Raw genomic sequence first — 21,341 nt, 5'->3', positions numbered from 1 at the left:
CATCCCTGTGACCAAAACCACAAAATCCGAAATTCTCCCGCTCCTTGGATCCCATGTGCCGACGATCGGCGGTGTTGCGACAGCTATTGACCGTGCTGTCGGGATCGGCTGCACGGCCATGCAGATCTTCGTGAAGAACAACATGCAGTGGTTTGCCAAGCCCCTGCCTGAGGCGGATGTGAAGGCTTTCACTGATCATCCAATGCGGGGACGGCTGGGAGCCGTGGTGGCGCATGCCGGTTACCTCATCAACCTCGGGGTCGAGGGAACCGAGAACCATGAGAAATCTCTGCGCTCCCTAGCCGACGAGATGCTTCGCTGCGAGCAACTCGGTATCCGCTCTCTTGTTCTCCATCCCGGTTCCCATCTCGGCATGGGTATCGAGGCCGGCATCGCCTGTGTCATTCGCAATCTTGACAGGTTGCACGCCGAGAACCCGGAGCTGAAGGTGCGCATCACTTTGGAAACAACAGCCGGTCAGGGCGCCTGCCTCGGAGCGCGCTTCGAGGAAATCGCGGCGATCCTCGTTGGAGTGAAGGATCGCAAGCGCCTGGAGGTCTGTCTCGACACAGCCCATGTTTTCGCCGCCGGATACGATCTCTCGGCTCAAAGCGGTGCAGAAACGACCTTCGCAGAGTTCGATCGGGTGATCGGCCTGAATCATCTCTCTCTGCTCCATATCAATGACTCGAAGGCCGCGCTCGGCTCACGAGTCGATAGGCATGACAATCTCGGCAACGGAAAGATCGGCCTAGATGCCTTCCGCTGGATCATGAACGCGCCCGCGTTGGCCGAGATCCCGAAAATCCTGGAAACCCCCAAGGGGAAAGACCTCGCCGAGGACGTGGAGGCAATGGCCCTGCTCCGGAGCTTTCTGGAATAACCGATTGACTCGCGCAAAGGCGCAAAGGCGCAGAGGTAATGATGTGGAAGATTCGTTGAGGATCGAAAAAACTACGCCGTGATTTCCCCCTCTCTTTATTTCAGATTTCCATGTTCCTCTCTTTCTCTGCGCCTCTGCGCCTCTACGGGATAATTACCGCTTCTGACAATCCGTTTGATTTTCCGAGTTGCCGATCTTAGAACTGATCACCCCATGTACGAAGAAGAGAACTCCGCCTACTCGAGCGCCTACCGCCAATATGCCCAAGACAATGTCCTCGAGAGCCGCGAGCTTCAGGTGGAGCGGAAGTTCTTCCGTCTTGAAGTCCGTGAAAACGACAGGGGTCGCTTTCTGAGGATCAACGAGGAGAACCAAGGACGACGCAATACCGTGATCGTCCCCGACTCCGGCTTCGGCGATTTTGCGAAGGCGATCAGCGAGATTCTGGCATCTCAGGCCAAGTCCTAAACATTCTTAGGACGCTCTTCATATCCGGGGAAATAAGGGATGAGTGACACGACCGCCGCGCGGAGCACAGAGGATCTCTGCAGTAGCTGCGGCATGTGCTGTGACGGAGTGCTCTTTCACACGGTCGAGCTCCAGGCGGGAGACCAGCCCAGGAGACTTTCTGCACTGGGGCTGAAGATTCGCAAGCAGAAGGGGGTCGAGTTTTTCCTCCAGCCCTGCTCGGCCCATCGCGAAGTGTCGGGGAAATGCTCCTGCCTGATCTACGAGGATCGTCCGGCCCGCTGCAGGGCCTTTGATTGCCGTCAGCTCCGTGGGGTTCTCGCGGGCGAAGTCACCGAGGAGGTTGCGCTGGAAAAAATCCGCGCGGCTCGTGAGAAGGTATCACAGGTCACGGTTATCATGGGTCAGATCGCCGAGACGAATCCCAGCCGCTCGCTCGCCCATCGTGTGGCAAATGCACTCACTCTTCCGAAGGGCGCCGACCAGACACCTCTTCATGATGAACTCAAGGTCGCCATGGAGGATCTGGAGGCCTTACTCGTGAAAGACTTCCGCGTCTAGTTTGGCTAAATCTCGCCTTCGGCGTCCGTGAACACTCCCCTTCAGATCCTAGTCATCCGGCGCGATAACATCGGTGATCTGATCTGTACCACACCCCTGCTTCATGGGCTGCGCAGAAAGTATCCCGATGCCCGGATCTCGGTTCTGGCCAGCAGTTACAATGTGAATGTTCTGGATGAAAATCCCGATGTTGATGAGGTCTTTGTCTTCCTGAAGAAGAATCAAAAGAGCCATGGATACGGGCGGCTGGGGATGCTCTGGAACCGCTGGCTACTTCTCCGCACGATTCGTAAGCGCCGCTTCGATCATATCATCCTGGCAAACGGAGGCTGGCGCTACGCCCACACGCTCGGCGGGAAACAACTGATCGGGTTTCGCGAGCCCGGGGAGCCGGCCCATCGTCAGCCCGATGTTCTGGCTCCGGATCACAACGGCCTCGAGGAGCATGAGGTTTCCAAGATGGGAAGGCTGGGAGCCCTACTCGGTATTGAAGAGTCACTGGGTGGCACGAAGCTCTTTCCAGATGCGGCCTTGGTCGTTAGAGAAAGCAAGCGTCTGAAAGCCTTGGGATGGAACCCGGAGAAGGCCTCCATGGCACTTCACCTCAGCTCTCGAAATCCTCTCCAGCGGTGGCCTGAGGAATCATTCATCGAACTTGCCAAGGCCTTGACCGCCTCTGGGGACAACCAGATCCTGCTGTTCTGGTCACCAGGTGCCGAGGACGACGCCATGCATCCCGGTGATGACGAAAAGGCAGGACGCATCCAGGCCCGACTTGACGGTCTGCCGGTCTTTTCCTGTCCCACCGCAACAATCAAGGAGCTGGTTGCCGCCGTTTCCCTCGCTGATCAAATGATCTGCAGCGATGGCGGAGCGATGCATGTCGCCGCTGCCTTGAATAAACCGATTGTCTGCTTCTTCGGCACCAGCTTTGTGCCGGAGTGGCATCCTTGGGGTGTACCCTACATCGCGCTCCAGAAATCTTCCCAAAGCGTCGCCGACATCACGGTCGAGGAAACCTTGGCGGCTTTTGCTGAACTGCAGAAAAAATAAGTCGCAAAATAAGTCTCCCGCTGAGGCGCAGAGACGCAGAGTTTTAAGCCTCTTAGGTAAGGATCTTTAGGCTGCCTTGGGTTGAGTCATGGTTACCATCTGCGCATTTCCTAATGCTTTGTTTTTTCTCTGCGTCTCTGCGCCTCTGCGCGAGTCCTTGTATTTATCGACGCCCAAGTGATCGTGCCAGAAACTGGCTGATGAACTAGAGGATGCCTCAGCGTCCTCTCACCGCAACATAGACGGTTCCGGTGGATTCTCCTCCGCGGATGGGGTTTGGAAAGCTCACCACCGGAGCCTCCACCCGCGCGAAGACCTCCCGGAGTCTGGAGCAGAACTCTTCGTCCGGCGACTCGTCCGACCACATGGCGAAGACCCCACCCGGATGCAGATGCCCTCTCAACGTCTGCAATCCCTCCACGGTGTAGAAAGAGGCGTGGCGTGGATTGAGCCAATGCTGGGGCGTGTGATCGATGTCCAGGAGAACCGCATGGAATCTCGCTCCCGGGGATTCCGCATGGAATCCTGTCTGCGGGTTCTCCGCGAGTGCAAAGAAATCTCCCTCCACATAGCGTGTCCGCGGATCGGCGGAGAGCCCTGTGCCGAGCGGTACCTTACCGCTCTGATGCCACCGGATCACCGGCTCCAGATAATCAATGATGCTGAGGGATCCCACGCTCGGATTCCCATTCCTCACATTTCTCAGAGCTGCTGCCGCCGTATAACCAAGCCCCAACCCTCCGACGACCACATCCATGAGAACCCCCTCCGGGACCTCCACGGCAGCCAGGCCGAGATCGGCCAGTGCCTCCTCGACCACATAAAAGAGACTACTCATCAGGAACTCCCCGTTGAGTATGATCTCGTGGACAATCTGGTTCTCCAGCATCGGAATCTTGCGCCTCCGCAGAATCAGCTCACCCAGCGGTGTCTCGCAGTAATCAAGCTCCTCAAAGGACTTCTCCAAAGGCTTTTCTAAGGTCTTTTCCAACGACTTTTCCATGTGCTGTCGGCTTATCTGCTTAGATCCGGGCGCGTCGCCGTGTCTCGCGGCTGTTGGAGTGACCCCCTTTACTCCACCAAGCAGGCGCCGGAGCGGGCGCCTTCTTTTCATCAGGCTCGTTCTTGAACTTGAGCTTCGAACTGTCCGGATTTTTCTTTGCGGGCTGACGCTTGGAAGAATTTCTAAAAGATTTCCCCATTTTTCCAGCTTCGACCTTCCGGTACATTTCCAGACGGCAGTTGAATCCCCCGAGATCAACCGTCTGCTGGTATTCCCGATACAGGGTCGGATCCTCGGGTTGGGTACGCAAGGGATTCACCAGGACCAGCCTCCCTCCGGGGCGGAGCGCTCGGGATGCGGCTGCATAGAGATCCGCAAAGAGCCCCTGCATATCCTTGATGCGGACGCGCCGACCTAGTGGGGGATTCGTGATGATCAGCGAAATGCTTCCGGGAGCAATGGCTGCATTTCTGAAATCACACTCCGTGAACGAACTTGTAATGGACGTTTCCATTCCCTCGATCTTTGCCGCTTCAAAATTGGCCCGGGCCACCTCGATCGCCTTGGGATCCAGATCCGTACCGTGAACAGCTGTCACTCCGCCCAGCAGTCCCCGCTCGATAAGCTCAAGCCCCGAACCGCAGAAGGGATCCCAGATCACCTCGTCATCGCAAAATCCAGCTAGACTCGCCATACAGGCCGCCAGCGGTGGATGCGAGGCGGCCGCGATGTCGTCCTGTCTGTAGCCCAGACGCGGGTCGGGATAGAGCCGTGGTCGCAGCTCTACAGAAGATTCACCCCGGTTGGCAGCCAGCACGTCGATCGACCAGGGAGCCTGCCGGGCATCATTCAGGATCTCGGGGCAGAGGGCGTAGGCACGATCGATCACCTGACGGATGGCACCCCGCTGATGGCCGCCTCCCGCAAATTCCAATCGATAGCGCGGTGCATTCTCTGTGCCGCTGAGCATGAGATCACGGGCTCGCTCAGAGGCGATGCAGCGGGCTAGCGGCTCTACCCACTTAGGCCCCTCCTCTCCGCTTACTGTTCCGAGGGGAAAAGCCACCGTGGCAAAGCAGCGGAGCTGGTAAAGAGAAGCCAGTTTGAACTCCTTCAGTGGCTTGAGTGTGACGCAGCCGGGCTTGGTCGATTCGATCAGCCACTGCATTGTGGAGAGCTTTTCAGCCGCCTCATCGCGGACGAAATCCTCCAGACCGCGGCGGCAGCGTAGCAGCACCCTCATGTCAGCGTCCCCATGACGCAGGGGAAGCAGGGCGTCGAGAAGAACGCCTCCGGCATCCTCCTTGCGCGAAACACCTGCCTTCACCTTCTGAACCGTCATCGCCGGCAGTTCTATCCCTTCCTCGATCAGAGCCAGCGTTGCCTCGCCGCCGACCTTCTCCAGGGCGCGTCCGAGATAACGGGCTTCCCGCCCCTCCTTATCCTTAATGCCGGACTTGAGCAGTGCCAGTATCTCGCGTTCGCCGACCTCGCCCGCGCCGATCTTGGGCAGCGCAGCCAGGGCATAGCGGCGGATCTTTTCCTGAGGATCCTTCAGCAAGTTGATCAGCCAAGCTCGAACTACTGCCTGTTCCTCATCCGTCCCGAATCGGGAAAAGATCATCCCGACCGCTCGGATCACAGCCACGCGCTCCAGCCGCTCACGGGCCTGTGCCGCATCGAAGCGGGGCACTTCACGAGCCCACAGCTCCTCCTTGGGCAGATCCCGCAGTTGCTTGTAGAGGTCCTGATCGGATTTCATCGCAGGATCATGCCAGCTTGGCGCGCAGAACCGAGTTTTAATCCATCGGCGCATGCCTTCTGCCGCATGTTTTCTTGGACTCTCATAGGATCCCGGCCTACAAGGGGATCCGCTCCTCATGAACCGACTTCTCCCACTCCTCTCTATCCTCATTCTTCCGCTCCTTCTTCTCCCAGCCTGCACCTCCCACTTGCAGCAGAAGGAGAACTTCCTGCGCGAAGCTGGGTTCTTAGCCGTAAGGCCGACAACGCCCTCCCAGATTACCAAAGTCCAGGCCCTCACTCCTGGCAAGATCACGCAGATGACCCGCAAGGGACACACACTGTTCGTCTACTCAGACCCTCGCAAGAATCTCCTACTTGTTGGTGCTAATCCCCAGTTTGAGCGTTACCAGCACATCCTCTATTCCAAGGTCGTCATTCCTGATCGGGCCGCCGACAAGGAAGATAAACTTCTGGCGGACGACTATGCCGGATGGGGTGGAATGATGGATCCCTTCTTCGGTCCCATGTTTTACTAAAAGCCTTATCCTCGCCTCTCCTGCTTGATCCTCTAACCATACTCTTCGCATGAACCGTTACCTCCGACATCTTGCCCTCTGTGGCCTCTCCCTCGCGCTATTTCTCTCCGGATGCGCCACCCATCTGCAAAAGAAGGAGACCTTCCTTACTCAAGCTGGCTTCCGTGCTGTGAAGCCGCAGACGCCTGCCCAGATCGCCCACTTCCAATCGTTACCTCCCGGACATATCCGCCACGAAGAGAAGAACGGCCAAACCCTTTATATGCTGGCTGATCCATCGAAAAACCTCCTACTCGTTGGTGGCGAAGCCGAGTACGCGCAGTACCAGGAGATCCTCTATGCCAAGGAGGTCGAGCCAGGTAAGAAGACCGACAAGATCACCAAGGGAATCGCCAACATCTGGGATCAGGGTTGGGGTTCGGTACTCGGGTCTATGGTGCCGCAGTAGCAGATCCGTCCATTGGGAATGTGGGACGGATCGAGGTAGATAGGCTGAAGGCTTTTTGACTGTTAGGGCCAGGGGGAAGAGGTAGGTATTGAGTGGTATCCACTGTTTTGTTGATTTCGATTACCTCCAGCCGTAGGGGTTACTTCTATGAGCTTTGCTGAAGTCCTTGAAGAATTGCCGGCCCTTTCGCTTGCTCAGCATCAGGAGCTTGTCGCTCGTGCTATCCAATTAGACGATCAGGGTCTGAGCGAAGCACAAGATTCTCTTCTTCAGCGGCTTGATGCACACCGCGCATCTCCCGAATCCTCCGTGCCCTTTGCCAAAATGAAGCAACACCTCAGGTCGCTTGTCGGCCTGTAAGTTGGCTGCTGGTTTTTCGTCCCGAATTCAGGGATGACGCCTCGGAGGTGATTGATTGGTACGAGTCCAGAAGTCCTGGCCTCGGAGCCGCTTTCGTTGAGGAGGACTGCGCGGTCTAGTTCCCCTGCGGATGCTCCTCGGTAATCTCGGCATCAACCTGCTTCCTGATCAGATCGTCATCCCCTCCGCTTATCAGGCCTTCGGCCCCGACGGCCAGCTACTGGATCCCAAGCAGGAGGCCGCAGTCAAAGACCTTGGAGCGATGCTGGCGGTGCAGGTTGAAGAAGGCATCGAGTTGAGACACTTGCGTTTTTGGTCTTGCCGCACTACTCGTCTACTATGGGTAGTACCTTGGATCCCAAGCTTGCCAACAATCCTGTTTTCCTTCGGGTAATGCGGGATGCCTTGTCCATTCAGGATCGCTTCTCCGCAGAGCCCGTGTATGCCAAGACAGGCAAAGGATTTCTCAAGAGTGCTGGGGTAAAGGAAATTGCTATCGCCAAAGTTGCCCGCGAACGCAGTAAGTCATGAATGAGAAGGCGTGGCTTGCGCCGTATTCTTGGGATTTTGTCACAGCGCAGAATGCCGTTTTGTGTCAGGCCAAAAGCGCCCTTCACAAACCGACCTCGGACGGGCACGAACCGGCAAAGGCACTTTGGGAAAGCAGGCACCTTGCAGCGATGCGTCTAGATGAAGCGGTAGAAATCTGCAGGCAGTGCCATCGTCTGGCCCCATTCTGCTTTTACAATGGTAACACCTTCACTGCCATCATCCGTGACGTGATCTCGAATCTCGGGCTTGAAGAAGATCAAACGATACTGCTCCGAAGCCTTGCAGGACACATCGTTGCCGGCGTGGCCTCGAATGAAGAGGTCGATTCTTTCCGAAAGTTTCTGGAAGCCTAGGACACTTGGTGTCTGGTGGAGTTGCTAGGATGGTGTTCCTATGAAAACACTATTCCTCGTTGGCTTATTAGCCGCCGCGCCCCTGCAGGCCGGTGATCTCACAACCACGATCGCCGTCAACCAGGCAATTGCCACACCCGCTGACGGGATTCCCCGACAGCAGATGATCCGGAACAACGCCCAACTCGCCACCGTTTCGACGGATGGTCATGGCAGCGCGGTCATCTTCACCGACCGTGAAGTCATCCACGTCCAACCCAACCCGCTCGGGGGCGTCTCCATGTTCAGCTCCGCGCCGGATCGCCGCGCCTGTAACGAGGAGCAATAGAGGATCCATCCCGCTGCACCATGAAGAGCATGACGGAACTGGCGAAGAGGCTGGGGAGGCCGGCAGTGTGGATTGCTGGTGTGCAGAAGCGTTTTGGCCTGCCTGTGCTGGAGAGTTATTCCGAAGGGTATGAGTCGTTTCTCCGGAAGATCCTGCATCTTCGCATACTCGGCGTGAGTGAGGAGACCGTTCGGGAGTTCTGGGCTGTGGAGCAGAAGCTGATCGAGGTGCTCCATCTGGATTCGCAGAGTTCTCCAACCTGGACGGTTGATGCCTGCTCCGTTGCCGCCGAACCCGATCGTCGCTTGCTCCTCTCCAACATCGACCTTGGCTTTATACTACCAGCGACAGAACTTCAGATCGGCTTGAACTTCGCGACTTCCTCACCCGAACTCTTTGCCGGGAAGGAAATGGGCGAGGACGCCCTGCGGCTCATCAGCGACTACCGCACCCGCCTTACCTCAATCCGTTTGTCGGTTGGTTCAGAATTATCCGTCCTGAAGGGAGCAATCAAATGGGGAATGGCCATGGTTGAATCTGGAACTCGGGAAAGCAGGAAATTGAATTAGGAGGCGTATAGGCTCTAGCTTTTTAGACGCTAGGAACCGCATGGTGAGGACATAACCATGAATCGCCTGAAAATTTGCTGACTTGCTACATGGCTTGGCTACAATGCAGGATTTTGTATTGTTGAAATATGGCTCGCTACTCACTTAAACCTACAGATGAGCAGGAGGCAGTTATTTCGTCGGATCTTTCTCCGGAAACGTTGTTAATTATAAATGCCTACGCCGGAACAGGGAAAACAGCTTCTTTAGAACTACTCGCTGCCGCATCTCCTAAAAAAACGTTTGTCTACCTTTGTTTTAATAAAGAAACCGCTATAAAAGCTCGTCGTAGATTTCCTAAAAATACGGAATGCCGAACAATCCACAGCTTTGCGTTTAGAGCCACTGGTTATAGGTATAAGCAGAAAATAGGCAACCTAAGGCCACTCGTGGTGATGAAACTCTTGGGCTTAAAGACACCGCATGTTGCTGTTTTCATCATTCAAGTAGTTGAGAGATTCTTCTATAGTGTTGATGCCGAGATTGGCGAAAAGCACCTGCCTAGCGTGTTAGAATGCCTCATTAATCCTAGCACGCTATTATATGAAGCGCGCCGCTTATGGAAATTGATGCAGGATGTTTCCTCAAGCTGCCCGATGACCCATGACGGCTATCTTAAATTATGGTCATTAAGTACCCCCCTTCTGCACGGCTACGACGTAATTCTCCTTGATGAGGCCCAAGATATTAATCCTGTAACCCTAGATATCGTTTTAAGACAAAATACCAGTCTAAGAACTCCCTTGGTAATGGTGGGTGATAAACATCAGAGTATTTATCAATTCAGGCATGCAATAAATGTTATCGAAAAACTAGAAGGCTACGCTACTTCTTCTGTTTCTTTAACAAGTTGTTTCCGTTTTGGTGCGAACATTGCATCGGTAGCAACCCGTTTTTTAAATCAGTTCAAAAACGATCCTGTTCAATTAGTGGGAGTTGGACCTTCAAAGAGTAGATTATCTGGCTCTGCTACAATCAGTCGCACAAATGCTTTTTTGATTGGAGCTGCGATACCATATTCCGAAGCAGGCGAGCTACTTCATTTTGCCGGAACATCTGAGCGAGAGAGTTGGGATCCTTACTACACATACGAATTTCAGACCCCACTAGATTTACTTTTTCTAAAGCAAGGGGATAGATCAAGGATACGAACGCCATACATCATGGCATTCAAATCATGGGCAGAAGTGCTTGACCACGCACAAGGGCAAGACGGATCTGGTGCGGACGATGAGCTGGCCAAGCATGTCGCTCTAGTAAACACCTATGGTGACTCGCTGCCGTCCATTATTGATTCAATCAGGTCTAATTCTACAAGTCCTAGTAAAGCCTCTATTTCCTTTGCCACTGCTCACAGGGCTAAGGGCGGTGAATGGAGGCGTGTTAAGATGACCGATGATTTTACACTTCTTGATGAGTTGCTCAGCATGAAGGAATTATTACCTCGCGGTGAAGAAAACGATGATTGTTTTCAGGAAATGAATCTTCTGTATGTGGCAATGACTCGGGGAGCAGAACAAGTTGATTTCAATCAGGATCTCAACCAATGGCTGAAAAAAGATGGTTCTCAAACAATAGATCTCGATACTAACCAAAACATCAAACTATCAAATAAAATGAACGATACAGAGTGGGTGTTAATTGATACTGAAACAGACGGCTTCGCTGAACCAGTGCATGTTGTTGAAATTGCCGCCCAAAAAATGAGGGGATGGCTACCCGATGGAGATAAATTTCGGGTGCTTTTAAATCATAATGTAGATATTCCCGAGGCAGCTACGGCTATTCATGGATACACAAAAGCGTTTCTCGCAAAGAACGGCGTTGATCCAATAGCGGCTCATCAACAGTTTTCTACATTTGTAGGCGACCGCCCCATTGTTTCTCACAATTTAAGTTTTGATTGGAATCGTGCATTGTTTTCCGAATGGCTACGCCTGGGTCTTCCGCCGGCAGGGAGGAGAGGATTCTGTTCTCTTATGCTGTGTCGCCGCGTCATCGGTGATGCAGATAGCTACAGCCTTTCATATCTGGCCGATCGGTTTGATATTAACGCCAGCCATGCTCATCGTGCTTTTGGTGATGTGGATACTTTAACAACACTATTTACCTCGGTCATTTATCCCAGAATCGCATCTATTGGATTAGACTCTTTTGAATCTCTAACTGAATTCTCCAAAAAAACTCCGATTGCAAAGTGCTTGAGTGCTCTTTCCTCTGCAAAAAATGAAATCGTAGCATCTAAGCCTGAGTTTACGGATCACTGGTATTTTATCGATCCTAATGAAAACCAAGCCTTAGGTCCCTTTCCTGCCTCAATAATTCTAGAAAAAACAGCGCCTCTGACTTGTTGGGTATGGAGGGAGGGTATGCAGGACTGGACCGCTTCGAATGAAGATGCAGAATTTATTAGATGTTCCGAAACTCAACTAAACCATCTCCCTGGACCACTCGAAGAAACTGAGCGTGCTAAGCTTTCTGAACTAATGGGGCTGTGTCAGGGTCTTATCGCTGACGGAAAAATTACCACATCAGAAGTCAGTTATCTTGGCGATTGGTTTGCTAAAGCCGGCCCAATACGAAATTGGCCAGGAACAGAAATTGCCGATACGCTAGAGCGCATCACAGAAGATGGTTACGTTTCTAAAGAGGAAAAGCTCGAGCTTCTAGCTCTGCTTCGTCGAGTTTGTCCCTGATATCTTTTATAGGCTGCGGGATTTTGGATGGAGAGCAAGGCTGCCAAGCGCCGCTGTAGTCAACTACAGCAAGCGCAGGCCAACAAAGCTATCCGCCAAAAACACCAGTCGGCACCGCTTAGGCAGTACGTCCGCAACAGGATTTAAACTTTTTGCCGGAACCACACGGGCAAGGGTCGTTGCGACCTGCAGTCTTGGGTGCCCTCGGAGCCGGAGCCTTCTGCATGGCCTGATCAAAGGCTGACTGAGCGGCTGGCGCCGATTGCATCGTATCGGCCTCTCCCTCATTCGCTCCGAGGTGTCCCTCGGAACCGAGCAGATCCTTCTGCATGAGGTGACGCGGTAGTGAAGCGAGCAACTGCTCAAAGGCCTGGAGATTGGTCGTGCTACGGAAGAGGTTGTTCAGGACCTCGTTCTTGATGCTCTCCATGAGCTCGACGAACATGGCGTAGGCCTCGGTCTTGTACTCGGTGAGCGGATCCTTCTGGCCGTAAGCGCGGAGGTAGACGGCCTCGCGGAGTCCGTCCATGGCGTAGAGGTGTTCCTGCCAGAGGCGGTCGACAGCATTCAGGATGACATACTTCTCGAGTCCCGAGCGGGCGGCCTCGTCCTCGATGGCGGCCTTGCGGTCGTAGGCTTCGACGAGGGTCTTCGCCAGCCACTCGCCGTTCGCTGCGATCTCCCGGGTCTCAAAGGCGCATTTTTCCTTGGTCAGACCGACGGGGAAGGTGGAGTTCACCCACTGGAGGAGTCCGGCGACATCGGGCTCGGCATCGCTGCTCTCGATGGTCAGGAACGCGCCGACCTTCTTCGGCACGACTTCATTGATGACCTCGTGGATAAGAACACGTGGGTTCTCGGCGTCCATGACCTCGTTGCGGTAGCCGTAGATGACCTCGCGCTGCTGGTTCATGACGTCGTCAAACTCGAGGGTCCTGCGGCGCATGAGATAGTTCCTCTGCTCGACGCGCTTCTGGGCGGTCTCGACGGAGCGGTTCAGCCAGGGGTGCTCGAGTTCCTCGCCCTCTTGCATGCCGAAGGTCTCCATGATCTTGGTCATGCGGTCGGCGGCGCCGAAGTTTCTCATGAGGTCATCCTCGAAGCTGATGTAGAAGCGGGAACGGCCGGGGTCTCCCTGACGGGCGCAGCGGCCGCGCAGCTGGCGGTCGATGCGGCGCGACTCGTGGCGCTCGGTGCCGAGGACAAAGAGTCCCCCGAGTTCGGCAACTCCCTCGCCTAGCTTGATGTCGGTTCCACGGCCCGCCATGTTCGTGGAGATGGTGACGGCTCCACGCATGCCGGCGCGCGAGATGATCTCGGCCTCCTGCATGTGGAACTTGGCATTCAGGACGGTGTGGGGAATGTGTTCGCGCTTGAGCATGCGGCTCAAGACCTCGGAGGCCTCGACGCTGGCGGTGCCGACAAGCATCGGCTGACCGCGGCCGTGGGAGGCCTTGATCTCGTCAATGGCGGCGCCCATCTTCTCGCGGCGCGTCTTGTAGATGCGGTCGTTCTCGTCGAGACGGGCGACAACGCGATTTGTCGGGATGACAGTGACGTCGAGTCCGTAGATGTCGTGAAATTCGTTGGCCTCGGTTTCGGCGGTTCCGGTCATGCCGCCTAGCTTCTCGTAGAGGCGGAAGTAGTTCTGGATGGTGATCGTGGCCATCGTCTGAGTCTCGCGGTCGATCTGCACTCCTTCCTTGGCCTCGACGGCCTGGTGAAGTCCGTCGCTCCAGCGACGGCCTGCCATCTTGCGACCGGTAAAGGTATCGACGATGACGACCTTGTTCTCCTCGACGACATACTCGACGTCCTTCTCGTAGAGGCAGTAGGCCTTGAGGAGCTGGGCGATGTTGTGCATCCGCTCGGCCGAGTGGTCACAGTGCTGCTGGGCGGCGGCTTTCTTGGCCGCCTTCTCGGAATCGGAGAGCGTGGCGTCCGTCTCGATGTCGGCGAACTCGGTGAGGAGATCGGGCAGGACGAAGGCGTTCGGGTCGTCGGGGTTGAGGAAGCTGCGACCCATCTCGGTGAGGTCGGCCTCCTGCTGCTTCTCCTCGATGGTGAAGTAGAGCTCTTCCTTGAGTGCGACGAGGGCGTCCTTGGAAGTGTCCTGGTAGAATGAGAGCTCGGCCTTGTCGGTGAGGCGGCGCAGCTCGGGATCCTCCATGGCGCGCAGGAAGCCCTTGTTACGGGGCTGGCCTAGCTTGACCTTGAAGAGGGCCATGCCGGCGGCTTCCTTCTCATTCTTCGCAAGGAGTTCCTTGGCGTCGGCGACGAGCTTGTTGACAAGGGCGGTCTGCTTGCGGACGAGCTGTTCGACAAGCGGCTTGAAGCGGTCGTACTGGTGAGTGGAGACCGTCGCGGGCCCGCTGATGATGAGCGGGGTGCGGGCCTCATCGATCAGGATGGAGTCAACCTCATCGACGATCGCAAAGTAATGGCCGCGCTGGACCTGCTGCTCGCGGCTGGTCGCCATACCATTGTCACGGAGGTAATCGAATCCGAACTCGCTGTTGGTTCCGTAGGCAATGTCGCACTCGTACTGGGCGCGGCGTTCCTCGGGGGACTGGTCGTGCTGGATGATGCCGGTGGTAAGTCCGAGGAAGGCGTAGAGCTGGCCCATGCACTCGGCGTCGCGGCGGGAGAGATAGTCGTTCACCGTGACCAAATGGACGCCGCGACCGGTGAGGGCATTCAGGTAGACGGGAAGTGTAGCGACCAGCGTCTTGCCCTCGCCAGTGGCCATCTCGGCGATACGCCCCTTGTGAAGCACCATGCCGCCGACAAGCTGGACATCGAAGTGGACCATGTTCCAGGTGTACTCGTAGTCGCAGACCATGAACTGCATTCCGACCATGCGGCGGGCGGCGTTCTTCACAACGGCGAAGGCCTCGGGGAGTATCTCGTTCAGTCGTTTCTGGAGAAGGTCGGGATCCTGGATCTGGGAGAGCTCGGCCTTCCAGACAGCGGTCTTTTGCTTAAGGGCCTCGTCGGGAAGGGACTGCAGGCCGGCCTCGATCTCGTTGATCTTGGCGACAAGGGGAAGCATCCGGCGCACTTCGCGCTGGTTCTTCGATCCGACGATTTTCTTTAAGATCCAGTTAAACATGAAAAGAGGCCCGGTTTAGGGAAAGGTCACTAAACCCGAAGGAGTTCCTTGTAGCAAGCCAAGGAGGATAGGTAATCGGTGATAGGGTTTCGGGTTTCGGGTTTCGGGTTCCCGGCAAAGGGCACGGGTCAGGACGTAGGTAACACCCGGCCCCGTTTTGCCGAACCCCCATGACCAATCCCCTATCGCCTATATCCCAGCACTACCTCGTCGCTCGGCGAAAAAGGACTTTAGCAGTTGTCCGCTCTGCTCTCCGAGCACACCGCCGGTGATTTCACACCTGTGACTGAGTCCATCCATCTGAAGGATATTGATGCTGCCACCTGCCGCTCCTCCCTTGGGATCATGGCATCCAAAGATGACCCTCCTGACCCGTGAGTTCACCAGAGCCCCGGCACACATCGGACAAGGCTCCTTGGTCACGTAGAGGTCGCATTCGTTCAGGCGCCAATCGCCGATCGAGTTCTCCGCTTGGGTAATGGCCAGCATCTCGGCATGAGCGGTGGCGTCCTTGAGGGTCTCCACCAGATTTGAGGCGCGCGCGATGATCTTCCCCTCGCGAACGACCACGGCACCGATCGGCACCTCCTCGGACTCATAAGCCTTGAGCGCCTGCCGCAGCGCCTGACCCATGAAATAGTCATCGCTGGTCAGATCAATGATCGGATCCTCGGAAGGCTCATCTTGAAAGGATATTTCCATGCGTCATGAGCCTAGCCCAAAGAAACCTGAAACCTGAAACCTGAAACTTGAGGAAATCTCACGCTCCATCCAGCGCCCCTCCCACTATCCCCCCATTACCAATCACCGATTCCCTATTACCTATCCCCGCAGGGCGCGGATCTCAGCAGCGCGGTCGGCGGCCTTGAAGACCGAGGTGCCTGCTACCATGACATCGGCACCGGCCTCACGGCAGAGGGCGGCGGTCTTGGCATCGATTCCTCCATCCACTTCGATCAGGAATCCGAGTCCCAGATCCTTACGAAGTCGATCGGCTTCCTGAATTTTGCCCAGCATGTCGTTCATGAAGGGCTGTCCGCCGAAGCCCGGCTCGACCGTCATGATGAGCAGGATGTCGAAACGGCCAAAGAGCTCGCGGACCTGATCGAGCGGTGTTCCGGGCTTGATCGAGAGACCGGCTTTTTTCCCGGCGGCTCTCACGGTATCGAGCGTTACTCCGGCATCGTGATTGGCCTCGAGGTGTGAGGTGACGGAGGCAACGCCTGGAATATCCATGAATTGTCCAATGTAGCGGTCGGGCCGCTGGATCATGAGGTGAACATCGAGCGGAAGAACCGTGTGACGCCCGGCGGCTTTCACGATCGGTTCGCCAAAGGAGATGTTCGGTACGAAATCCCCGTCCATGACATCGCAGTGAATCCAATCGGCTCCAGCGGCCGTCACGCTGGCAACCTCGTCGCCAAGGCAGGCGAAGTTACTTGCCAGGATCGACGGTGCGATGATGGAGCCCATATGTTATGCGGTGCGGACTAGGCCCTAAACTAAATGTGGATGGCGTGACCGAGTGCCGCCTCGGTCGCCTCGAAGATCGCCTCGCTGAGCGTGGGATGTGCGTGGATCGTGGAGGCGATGTCGTCGTAGGTGGCCTCGAGCGTGATGGCGAGTCCCATCTCCGCAATCATCTCGGTGGCATCCGCCCCGATGATGTGTGCTCCGACGATCTCGCCGTGCGGCTCGTTGAAAAGGAGCTTCACAAATCCGTCCGTCTCTCCGACTGCAAGGGCCTTGCCGCTGGCCTGGAAGGGGAACTTGCCGATCTTGACCTTGAGTCCCTTTTCCTTGGCGGCACGCTCAGTGAGTCCGACGCTCGCGACCTGCGGCTGGCAGTAGGTACAACCGGGGAACGTTCGCCTGCGGGAGGGGGTGCGCTTGCCGAACATTCCCTCGACGGCCTGAACGGCCTCCCAGCTGGCGACATGGGCAAGCCATGGTGGCCCGATAATGTCTCCCGCCGCGTAGACGCCGGGGATGCTGGTCTCGTAGCGGTCGTTGACGGAAATATATCCTCGTTCGTCGAGCTTGATCGCAGCCGCGCCGCCTGGAAGCAGTGGCGAGACGCCGATCGCCACGAGCGCGACATCGGCCGAAAGTGTTTCGTTAGCACCGCCGGAGACAGTGATCTTCACACCGTCTTTCGTGGCCTCGGCTTTCTCGACCTTCGTGCCGGTGAGGATACGAATGCCCTGCTTGGCAAGGGACTTCTCGAGCGCGACAGAAACCTCGGTGTCCTCGACAGGAAGGATGTTCGGCATCATCTCGACGACGGTCACCTTCGAGCCGAAAGCATTGAAGAAGTAGGCGAACTCGATGCCGATCGCTCCGGCCCCGATGACGATGATCTCCTTGGGCTGCTTCGCGATGGCAAGCGCATGGCGGCTGCCGATGACGCTGGTGCCGTTGAACGCAAAGCCGGGCATCTCGCGGGTGACAACGCCCGTGGCGATCAGGATCTTAGGCGCGGTAAGTTTCTGCTCCGTGCCATCAGCGCCCCGGACCTCGACCTCGCCGGCTTTCGCAACGCTGGCATCACCCTTGATGTAGTCGACCTTGTTTTTCTTGAAGAGGAACTCGATGCCGCCGGCGAGCTTGTCGGCAACCTTGCGGGACCGGCCGATGACCTTGTCCCAGTCGTACTTGAGCCCCGAAACCTCGAGCCCGAAGTCTGCCGCATGGTGATCTATCAGCGAATAGAGCTCCGCGTTCTTGAGCAGGGCTTTGGTCGGGATGCAGCCCCAGTTCAGGCAGGTGCCTCCGGCCCTTTCCTTCTCGACGACAGCGACGCGCTTGCCGAGTTGGGAGGCGCGGATAGCGCCGACATAGCCGGCGGGGCCGCCGCCGATAACGATGAGGTCGTAGGGTGTCGTGGACATAAGTGAAAAGAGATTCTTTGCGGCGAGGCCATGCGTCAAAAAGATTCTTGCTCGAAGTACTCGTGGGCCGATTTCCAAGGAGACTTTTTCCGCACGTCGGTTATCGTAAGCCCATGGAAATAACCCTGTCCTTGACCGGAGATATTCCTGTCTTCCATCTGAACGGCAGGCTCGACATGACCACGAGCCCGCTGCTCGAGGAGCGACTCAAGCCCCTTCTGACGGAACCGGGCCAGAAGCTAGTCTTCGACTGCGCGGAGCTTACCTACATCAGCAGCGCGGGACTGCGGGTTTTTCTCTCCACGATGCGTCATCTCACTGCGGAGAACGGAGGCGTCGTGTTTGCACGCCTAAGCGCGCCTGTTGCAGATCTTTTCCGGTTGGCGGGCCTGGAGGATCTTTTTTTGATTACCCCGACCCTCGAAGAGGCGGCAAGCAGACTCCTGCCTGGTCGAGCAGGCTGAGCAAAAGATCAGTCGCTAGCCGGCGGCTGTGCCATAGCTGCTTCCTTTCGCATCCAGACCGAGAGCACCGAGATGTCGGCCGGAGTGATGCCGCTGATCCGCGCGGCTTGTCCCAATGTTCCCGGAGTAAAATCAGCAAGCTTTTGGCGGGCCTCCAGACGGAGGCTGGGAATGCTTTCGTAAACAAGTGTCCGCGGAATCTCTGTCTCCTCCTGATGCCGCTGCCGTTCGATTTGGTCTTCCTCCCGGCGCAGGTACCCCTCGTACTTGAGATCTATTTCCATCAAACTCCAGATTTCGGAGGCATAGCGTCCGAAGAGTTCCCCAGGAAGTTTCTCCGGTGTGTTCTCAGAACGCTTCATCCACTGCGCCAGCGGGATTCCCTCATGAATAATGGACGTGGTTTCCTTACACAGGGCGGCGAGGGCGTTTATCTTGGTTGTAAAGGCCTGCTGTCTGTAATCGCAGGCCATTCCTATCTCTAAAGCCTTGTTGGTCAGTCTGATATCGCAATTGTCTTGGCGCAGCCGTAGCCGGTATTCTGCACGGCTGGTGAACATACGATAGGGCTCCGGAGTTCCTCTGGTCACGAGATCATCGATCATGACACCGATGTATGCTTCGTCGCGTCCAAGTAGCAGCGGCGCTTTTTTCTGAACCTTCAGAGCGGCATTGATTCCAGCCATCAGCCCCTGAGCTGCTGCCTCTTCGTATCCGGATGTTCCGTTGATCTGACCGGCAAAATAAAGCCCCTCTACCTTCTTGGTCTCCAGAGTGGAATGCAGCTGATGGGGGGGACAATAATCGTATTCCACCGCATATCCCGGCCGAAGGATCTCAGCCTTCTCCAGCGCGGGTATGGACCTGATGAACTCGTACTGAATTTCGTAGGGGAGACTCGTAGAAACTCCGTTTACATAAATCTCCCCAGTATGCCGTCCCTCTGGTTCCAAAAAGATCTGATGGCGGCTCTTGTCAGCAAACTTCACCACCTTATCCTCAATGGAAGGGCAATACCGTGGTCCGACTCCCTCGATCGCCCCTGCGTAAAGAGGTGACTGATGGAGATTGGCTCGGATGATTTCGTGCGTTTGTTCGGTGGTGTAGGTTATCCAACAAGGGATTTGTTCCACATGGAACATTCCTTCATGGTAATGATTCAGCGTGTGAAGATCGTCCTTTGTCCGATTGATGCTCTCGGGGATATGAGAGAATAGTGGGGGACGTAGCTCCCCGTCCTGGCGCTCGCACTTTCCAAAATCAATGGATTTGGCCAAGAGTCGGCAGGGTGTCCCTGTCTTGAAGCGACCTACTTCGAAACCGAGTTCCTTAAGATGGTCGCTGAGTGTGGAAATGGTATCTCCCATACGCCCTCCTGGCTGGGTCTGCATTCCTACATGCAAGAGGCCTCTCATGAAGGTACCGGTAGTAATCACCACAGATTTGCCCAGAAACCGCAGCCCGAGATTTGTTTCCACTCCCGTCACGTGATCTCCCTCGACGATCAAGCGCGTGATGTTGGCCTGCTTGAGTGAAAGATTTGGGAGGTCTTCAAGGATGGCCTTCATGCGAAACTGGTAGGCCTTCTTATCACACTGGGCCCTTGGGGCGCGGACGCTGGGTCCCTTCGACGCATTGAGCATCCGGAACTGGATGCCCGTGGCATCGGTGTTCAATCCCATCAAACCGCCCAATGCGTCAATCTCACGAACCATGTGGCCCTTGGCCAATCCTCCGATGGCGGGATTACATGACATCTGGCCGATGGTATCGGCGTTCTGGGTAAGCAACAGCGTGTGTGCACCTAGGCGCGCTGCCGCATGTGCTGCCTCAATGCCAGCATGCCCAGCACCAATAACCACAACATCAAATTGATCCGGGTAGTTAAACATCAGCATTGTTCCACATGGAACTTTTATACAAGTTACTTTTTATAAACGTTTTATGTTTATTTTTAAGGGCTTTATGGATTGGTGGCCCTTTTGGGAACACTTTGTGGATGAATGATTCTTTCTGATGCCTTGTTGTTCCATGAAACATTATTTTATCCTCTCCACCACAGAGGATCGTTCTTCGTTCACACACCGAGAGTAAGCAGTAGAATCCGTAGTTAGAATGGTTTAGGTGTGCGTGGGCCCGCTTATTCACACTCTTATTATTATGAAGAAATTGGCAAAAAGATTTTTTTATAAATCCATCCTGTGAACAACCATGAATGGGTAATGTCGTAGAAAAAGGATCTCGAAGAATTCTTTCAGTGTTGGCTAGGAGCAAATAGAAAAGAACGTCTCATGGGAAGAGTATCGTTAAAAAGACCACGGCTCGGTACAAGATCTCTTTTTGTGTGGATCTTTGCTGTTTGCTTCCTAGGTTCCATACTCGCACACCTTCTTTTTCTGAGTGAATCAAGCACTTGGATAATTCCGGGATTCTCGTCTGCCAGTTACGATACGATTGTTCCAAGAACATTCCGGATGAAACGAGTGGAGATCGATGCAAAAACACTGGGTGATTCAGAACCACTCAAAGAGAAAAAGGAGCAGCATGTGGAAGTCGTCATTTCCCAGGAACACCCCGTGACCGACGGAAAAACCACCACACTGGAAAAGCCACAGGTCATGCAGCAACCCAAGGAAATTCTTCCAGAGGAGAGAGTGGATCAGCATCCACCAGAAAAAGTCGAAAAACTTCCGGATACGGAAACACTCGCTGTGAACGCGCTTCCTAATACAGTGCCGTTTTCCGCTATGGTGCTGGAGCAAGGAAACAAAGCCGAAAAGCACGCACTCCTGCCACTGAGAGAGGATGGGATTTCCGGAACCAGTGCAAAGGCAGGCCAACAGACTGGAGCAGGAGTAGGAACCAACTTCAGTAATATCGATGATCTGCTGGCCGGTACGGCCACCCTTACCCAGGAAACGGCACCCATTTTGATGCCGACGGATCTGCTGTTTGAATACGACTCCGACACGTTGAGAAAAGAAGCATCCGAATCGCTTTTAAAACTTGGGGAGCTGATCAGGAGAAATGCACAGGCATCCTTTCGCATCGAGGGACACACAGATTCCTTTGGAAGCGATTCCTACAATGATCAGCTGAGTCTTCGGAGAGCGGAGGCCGTGAAGGCTTGGCTTCTCCAGAACGCCGGCTTGGATACTCGTCAAATTACAACGGCAGGTCTTGGAAAGAGACACCTCCTGGCTCCTTCAACCGGGAGCGTTACCGAACAGCAGATCAACAGACGCGTCGAAATCGTCATCACAACGCACTGACAAAGGA

Annotated in this window: 21 protein-coding genes; 14 read left to right on the top strand and 7 right to left on the bottom strand. The window is 55.3% G+C overall.

Annotation, left to right across the window (positions count from 1 at the left end; all coding sequences use genetic code 11):
- Window positions 1-7: 7 nt before the first annotated feature.
- The 4 genes from K8R57_06350 (at window position 8) to K8R57_06335 (ending at window position 2,965) form a co-directional block, all read left to right on the top strand.
- Window positions 8-883 carry a deoxyribonuclease IV gene (locus K8R57_06350; protein MCE9587918.1) on the top strand — a complete coding sequence of 292 codons (876 nt, stop codon included), beginning with the start codon at window positions 8-10 and terminating at the stop codon, window positions 881-883.
- A gap of 213 nt (window positions 884-1,096) precedes the next feature.
- Entirely contained in the window at window positions 1,097-1,351 is a 255-nt protein-coding gene (locus tag K8R57_06345; protein ID MCE9587917.1) for a DNA-binding protein, read from the top strand.
- Window positions 1,352-1,390: 39 nt separating this feature from the next.
- Entirely contained in the window at window positions 1,391-1,912 is a 522-nt protein-coding gene (locus tag K8R57_06340) for a YkgJ family cysteine cluster protein (protein MCE9587916.1), read from the top strand.
- 27 nt (window positions 1,913-1,939) lie between these two features.
- The gene (locus K8R57_06335) at window positions 1,940-2,965 is read left to right on the top strand and encodes a glycosyltransferase family 9 protein (protein MCE9587915.1); all 1,026 of its coding nucleotides are present in this window, start codon (window positions 1,940-1,942) and stop codon (window positions 2,963-2,965) included.
- Window positions 2,966-3,182: 217 nt separating this feature from the next.
- Here the strand turns inward: K8R57_06335 and K8R57_06330 are convergent, their stop codons facing one another.
- Both K8R57_06330 and K8R57_06325 read right to left on the bottom strand, forming a co-directional pair.
- On the bottom strand, window positions 3,183-3,932 hold the full coding sequence (locus K8R57_06330) for a spermidine synthase (protein MCE9587914.1): 750 nt from the start codon (window positions 3,930-3,932) through the stop codon (window positions 3,183-3,185).
- 55 nt (window positions 3,933-3,987) lie between these two features.
- Window positions 3,988-5,730, bottom strand: coding sequence for a methyltransferase (locus K8R57_06325; GenBank protein MCE9587913.1), 1,743 nt, complete (start codon window positions 5,728-5,730; stop codon window positions 3,988-3,990).
- A gap of 118 nt (window positions 5,731-5,848) precedes the next feature.
- Here K8R57_06325 and K8R57_06320 point away from each other — a divergent pair, with 118 nt between their 5' ends.
- From K8R57_06320 to K8R57_06285, 8 genes are all read left to right on the top strand, one after another.
- A complete protein-coding gene (locus tag K8R57_06320) occupies window positions 5,849-6,250 on the top strand; it encodes a hypothetical protein (protein ID MCE9587912.1) in 402 nt (133 codons plus the stop codon).
- A gap of 49 nt (window positions 6,251-6,299) precedes the next feature.
- A complete protein-coding gene (locus K8R57_06315) occupies window positions 6,300-6,698 on the top strand; it encodes a hypothetical protein (protein ID MCE9587911.1) in 399 nt (132 codons plus the stop codon).
- Window positions 6,699-6,845: 147 nt separating this feature from the next.
- Window positions 6,846-7,058, top strand: a complete 213-nt coding sequence (locus K8R57_06310; protein ID MCE9587910.1) for a hypothetical protein — start codon at window positions 6,846-6,848, stop codon at window positions 7,056-7,058.
- Window positions 7,059-7,188: 130 nt separating this feature from the next.
- Window positions 7,189-7,452, top strand: a complete 264-nt coding sequence (locus tag K8R57_06305) for a hypothetical protein (GenBank protein ID MCE9587909.1) — start codon at window positions 7,189-7,191, stop codon at window positions 7,450-7,452.
- 133 nt (window positions 7,453-7,585) lie between these two features.
- Window positions 7,586-7,963: a hypothetical protein gene (locus tag K8R57_06300; GenBank protein ID MCE9587908.1), complete on the top strand. Its 378-nt coding sequence runs from the start codon at window positions 7,586-7,588 to the stop codon at window positions 7,961-7,963.
- A gap of 40 nt (window positions 7,964-8,003) precedes the next feature.
- Window positions 8,004-8,291, top strand: coding sequence for a hypothetical protein (locus K8R57_06295; GenBank protein MCE9587907.1), 288 nt, complete (start codon window positions 8,004-8,006; stop codon window positions 8,289-8,291).
- 20 nt (window positions 8,292-8,311) lie between these two features.
- Window positions 8,312-8,860, top strand: a complete 549-nt coding sequence (locus tag K8R57_06290) for a hypothetical protein (GenBank protein ID MCE9587906.1) — start codon at window positions 8,312-8,314, stop codon at window positions 8,858-8,860.
- Window positions 8,861-8,988: 128 nt separating this feature from the next.
- Window positions 8,989-11,595, top strand: a complete 2,607-nt coding sequence (locus tag K8R57_06285) for a UvrD-helicase domain-containing protein (protein MCE9587905.1) — start codon at window positions 8,989-8,991, stop codon at window positions 11,593-11,595.
- A 118-nt stretch (window positions 11,596-11,713) separates the two neighbouring features.
- Here K8R57_06285 and secA read toward each other — a convergent pair whose 3' ends face one another.
- The 4 genes from secA to lpdA all read right to left on the bottom strand — a co-directional run bounded on the left by secA (window position 11,714) and on the right by lpdA (window position 17,598).
- Window positions 11,714-14,707 carry a preprotein translocase subunit SecA gene (gene secA, locus K8R57_06280; GenBank protein ID MCE9587904.1) on the bottom strand — a complete coding sequence of 998 codons (2,994 nt, stop codon included), beginning with the start codon at window positions 14,705-14,707 and terminating at the stop codon, window positions 11,714-11,716.
- 189 nt (window positions 14,708-14,896) lie between these two features.
- Window positions 14,897-15,409 (bottom strand): tRNA adenosine(34) deaminase TadA, encoded by a 513-nt coding sequence (gene tadA, locus K8R57_06275; GenBank protein ID MCE9587903.1) that lies wholly within the window; start codon window positions 15,407-15,409, stop codon window positions 14,897-14,899.
- A 120-nt stretch (window positions 15,410-15,529) separates the two neighbouring features.
- On the bottom strand, window positions 15,530-16,180 hold the full coding sequence (gene rpe, locus K8R57_06270) for a ribulose-phosphate 3-epimerase (GenBank protein MCE9587902.1): 651 nt from the start codon (window positions 16,178-16,180) through the stop codon (window positions 15,530-15,532).
- A 29-nt stretch (window positions 16,181-16,209) separates the two neighbouring features.
- On the bottom strand, window positions 16,210-17,598 hold the full coding sequence (gene lpdA / locus K8R57_06265; protein ID MCE9587901.1) for a dihydrolipoyl dehydrogenase: 1,389 nt from the start codon (window positions 17,596-17,598) through the stop codon (window positions 16,210-16,212).
- Between the two features lie 113 nt (window positions 17,599-17,711).
- Here lpdA and K8R57_06260 point away from each other — a divergent pair, with 113 nt between their 5' ends.
- Entirely contained in the window at window positions 17,712-18,062 is a 351-nt protein-coding gene (locus tag K8R57_06260) for an STAS domain-containing protein (GenBank protein MCE9587900.1), read from the top strand.
- 8 nt (window positions 18,063-18,070) lie between these two features.
- On the opposite strand, the gene mnmG is transcribed toward K8R57_06260, so the two are convergent.
- Window positions 18,071-19,960 carry a tRNA uridine-5-carboxymethylaminomethyl(34) synthesis enzyme MnmG gene (mnmG, locus tag K8R57_06255; GenBank protein MCE9587899.1) on the bottom strand — a complete coding sequence of 630 codons (1,890 nt, stop codon included), beginning with the start codon at window positions 19,958-19,960 and terminating at the stop codon, window positions 18,071-18,073.
- Between the two features lie 576 nt (window positions 19,961-20,536).
- On the opposite strand from mnmG, the gene K8R57_06250 reads away from it, so the two are divergent.
- Window positions 20,537-21,334: an OmpA family protein gene (locus tag K8R57_06250; protein ID MCE9587898.1), complete on the top strand. Its 798-nt coding sequence runs from the start codon at window positions 20,537-20,539 to the stop codon at window positions 21,332-21,334.
- The last annotated feature ends 7 nt before the right edge of the window (window positions 21,335-21,341 follow it).

This window comes from Verrucomicrobiota bacterium (assembly GCA_021413925.1).
Classification (GTDB): Bacteria; Verrucomicrobiota; Verrucomicrobiia; order Chthoniobacterales; family UBA6821; genus UBA6821.
This window is presented reverse-complemented; position numbering and strand designations above follow the sequence as displayed.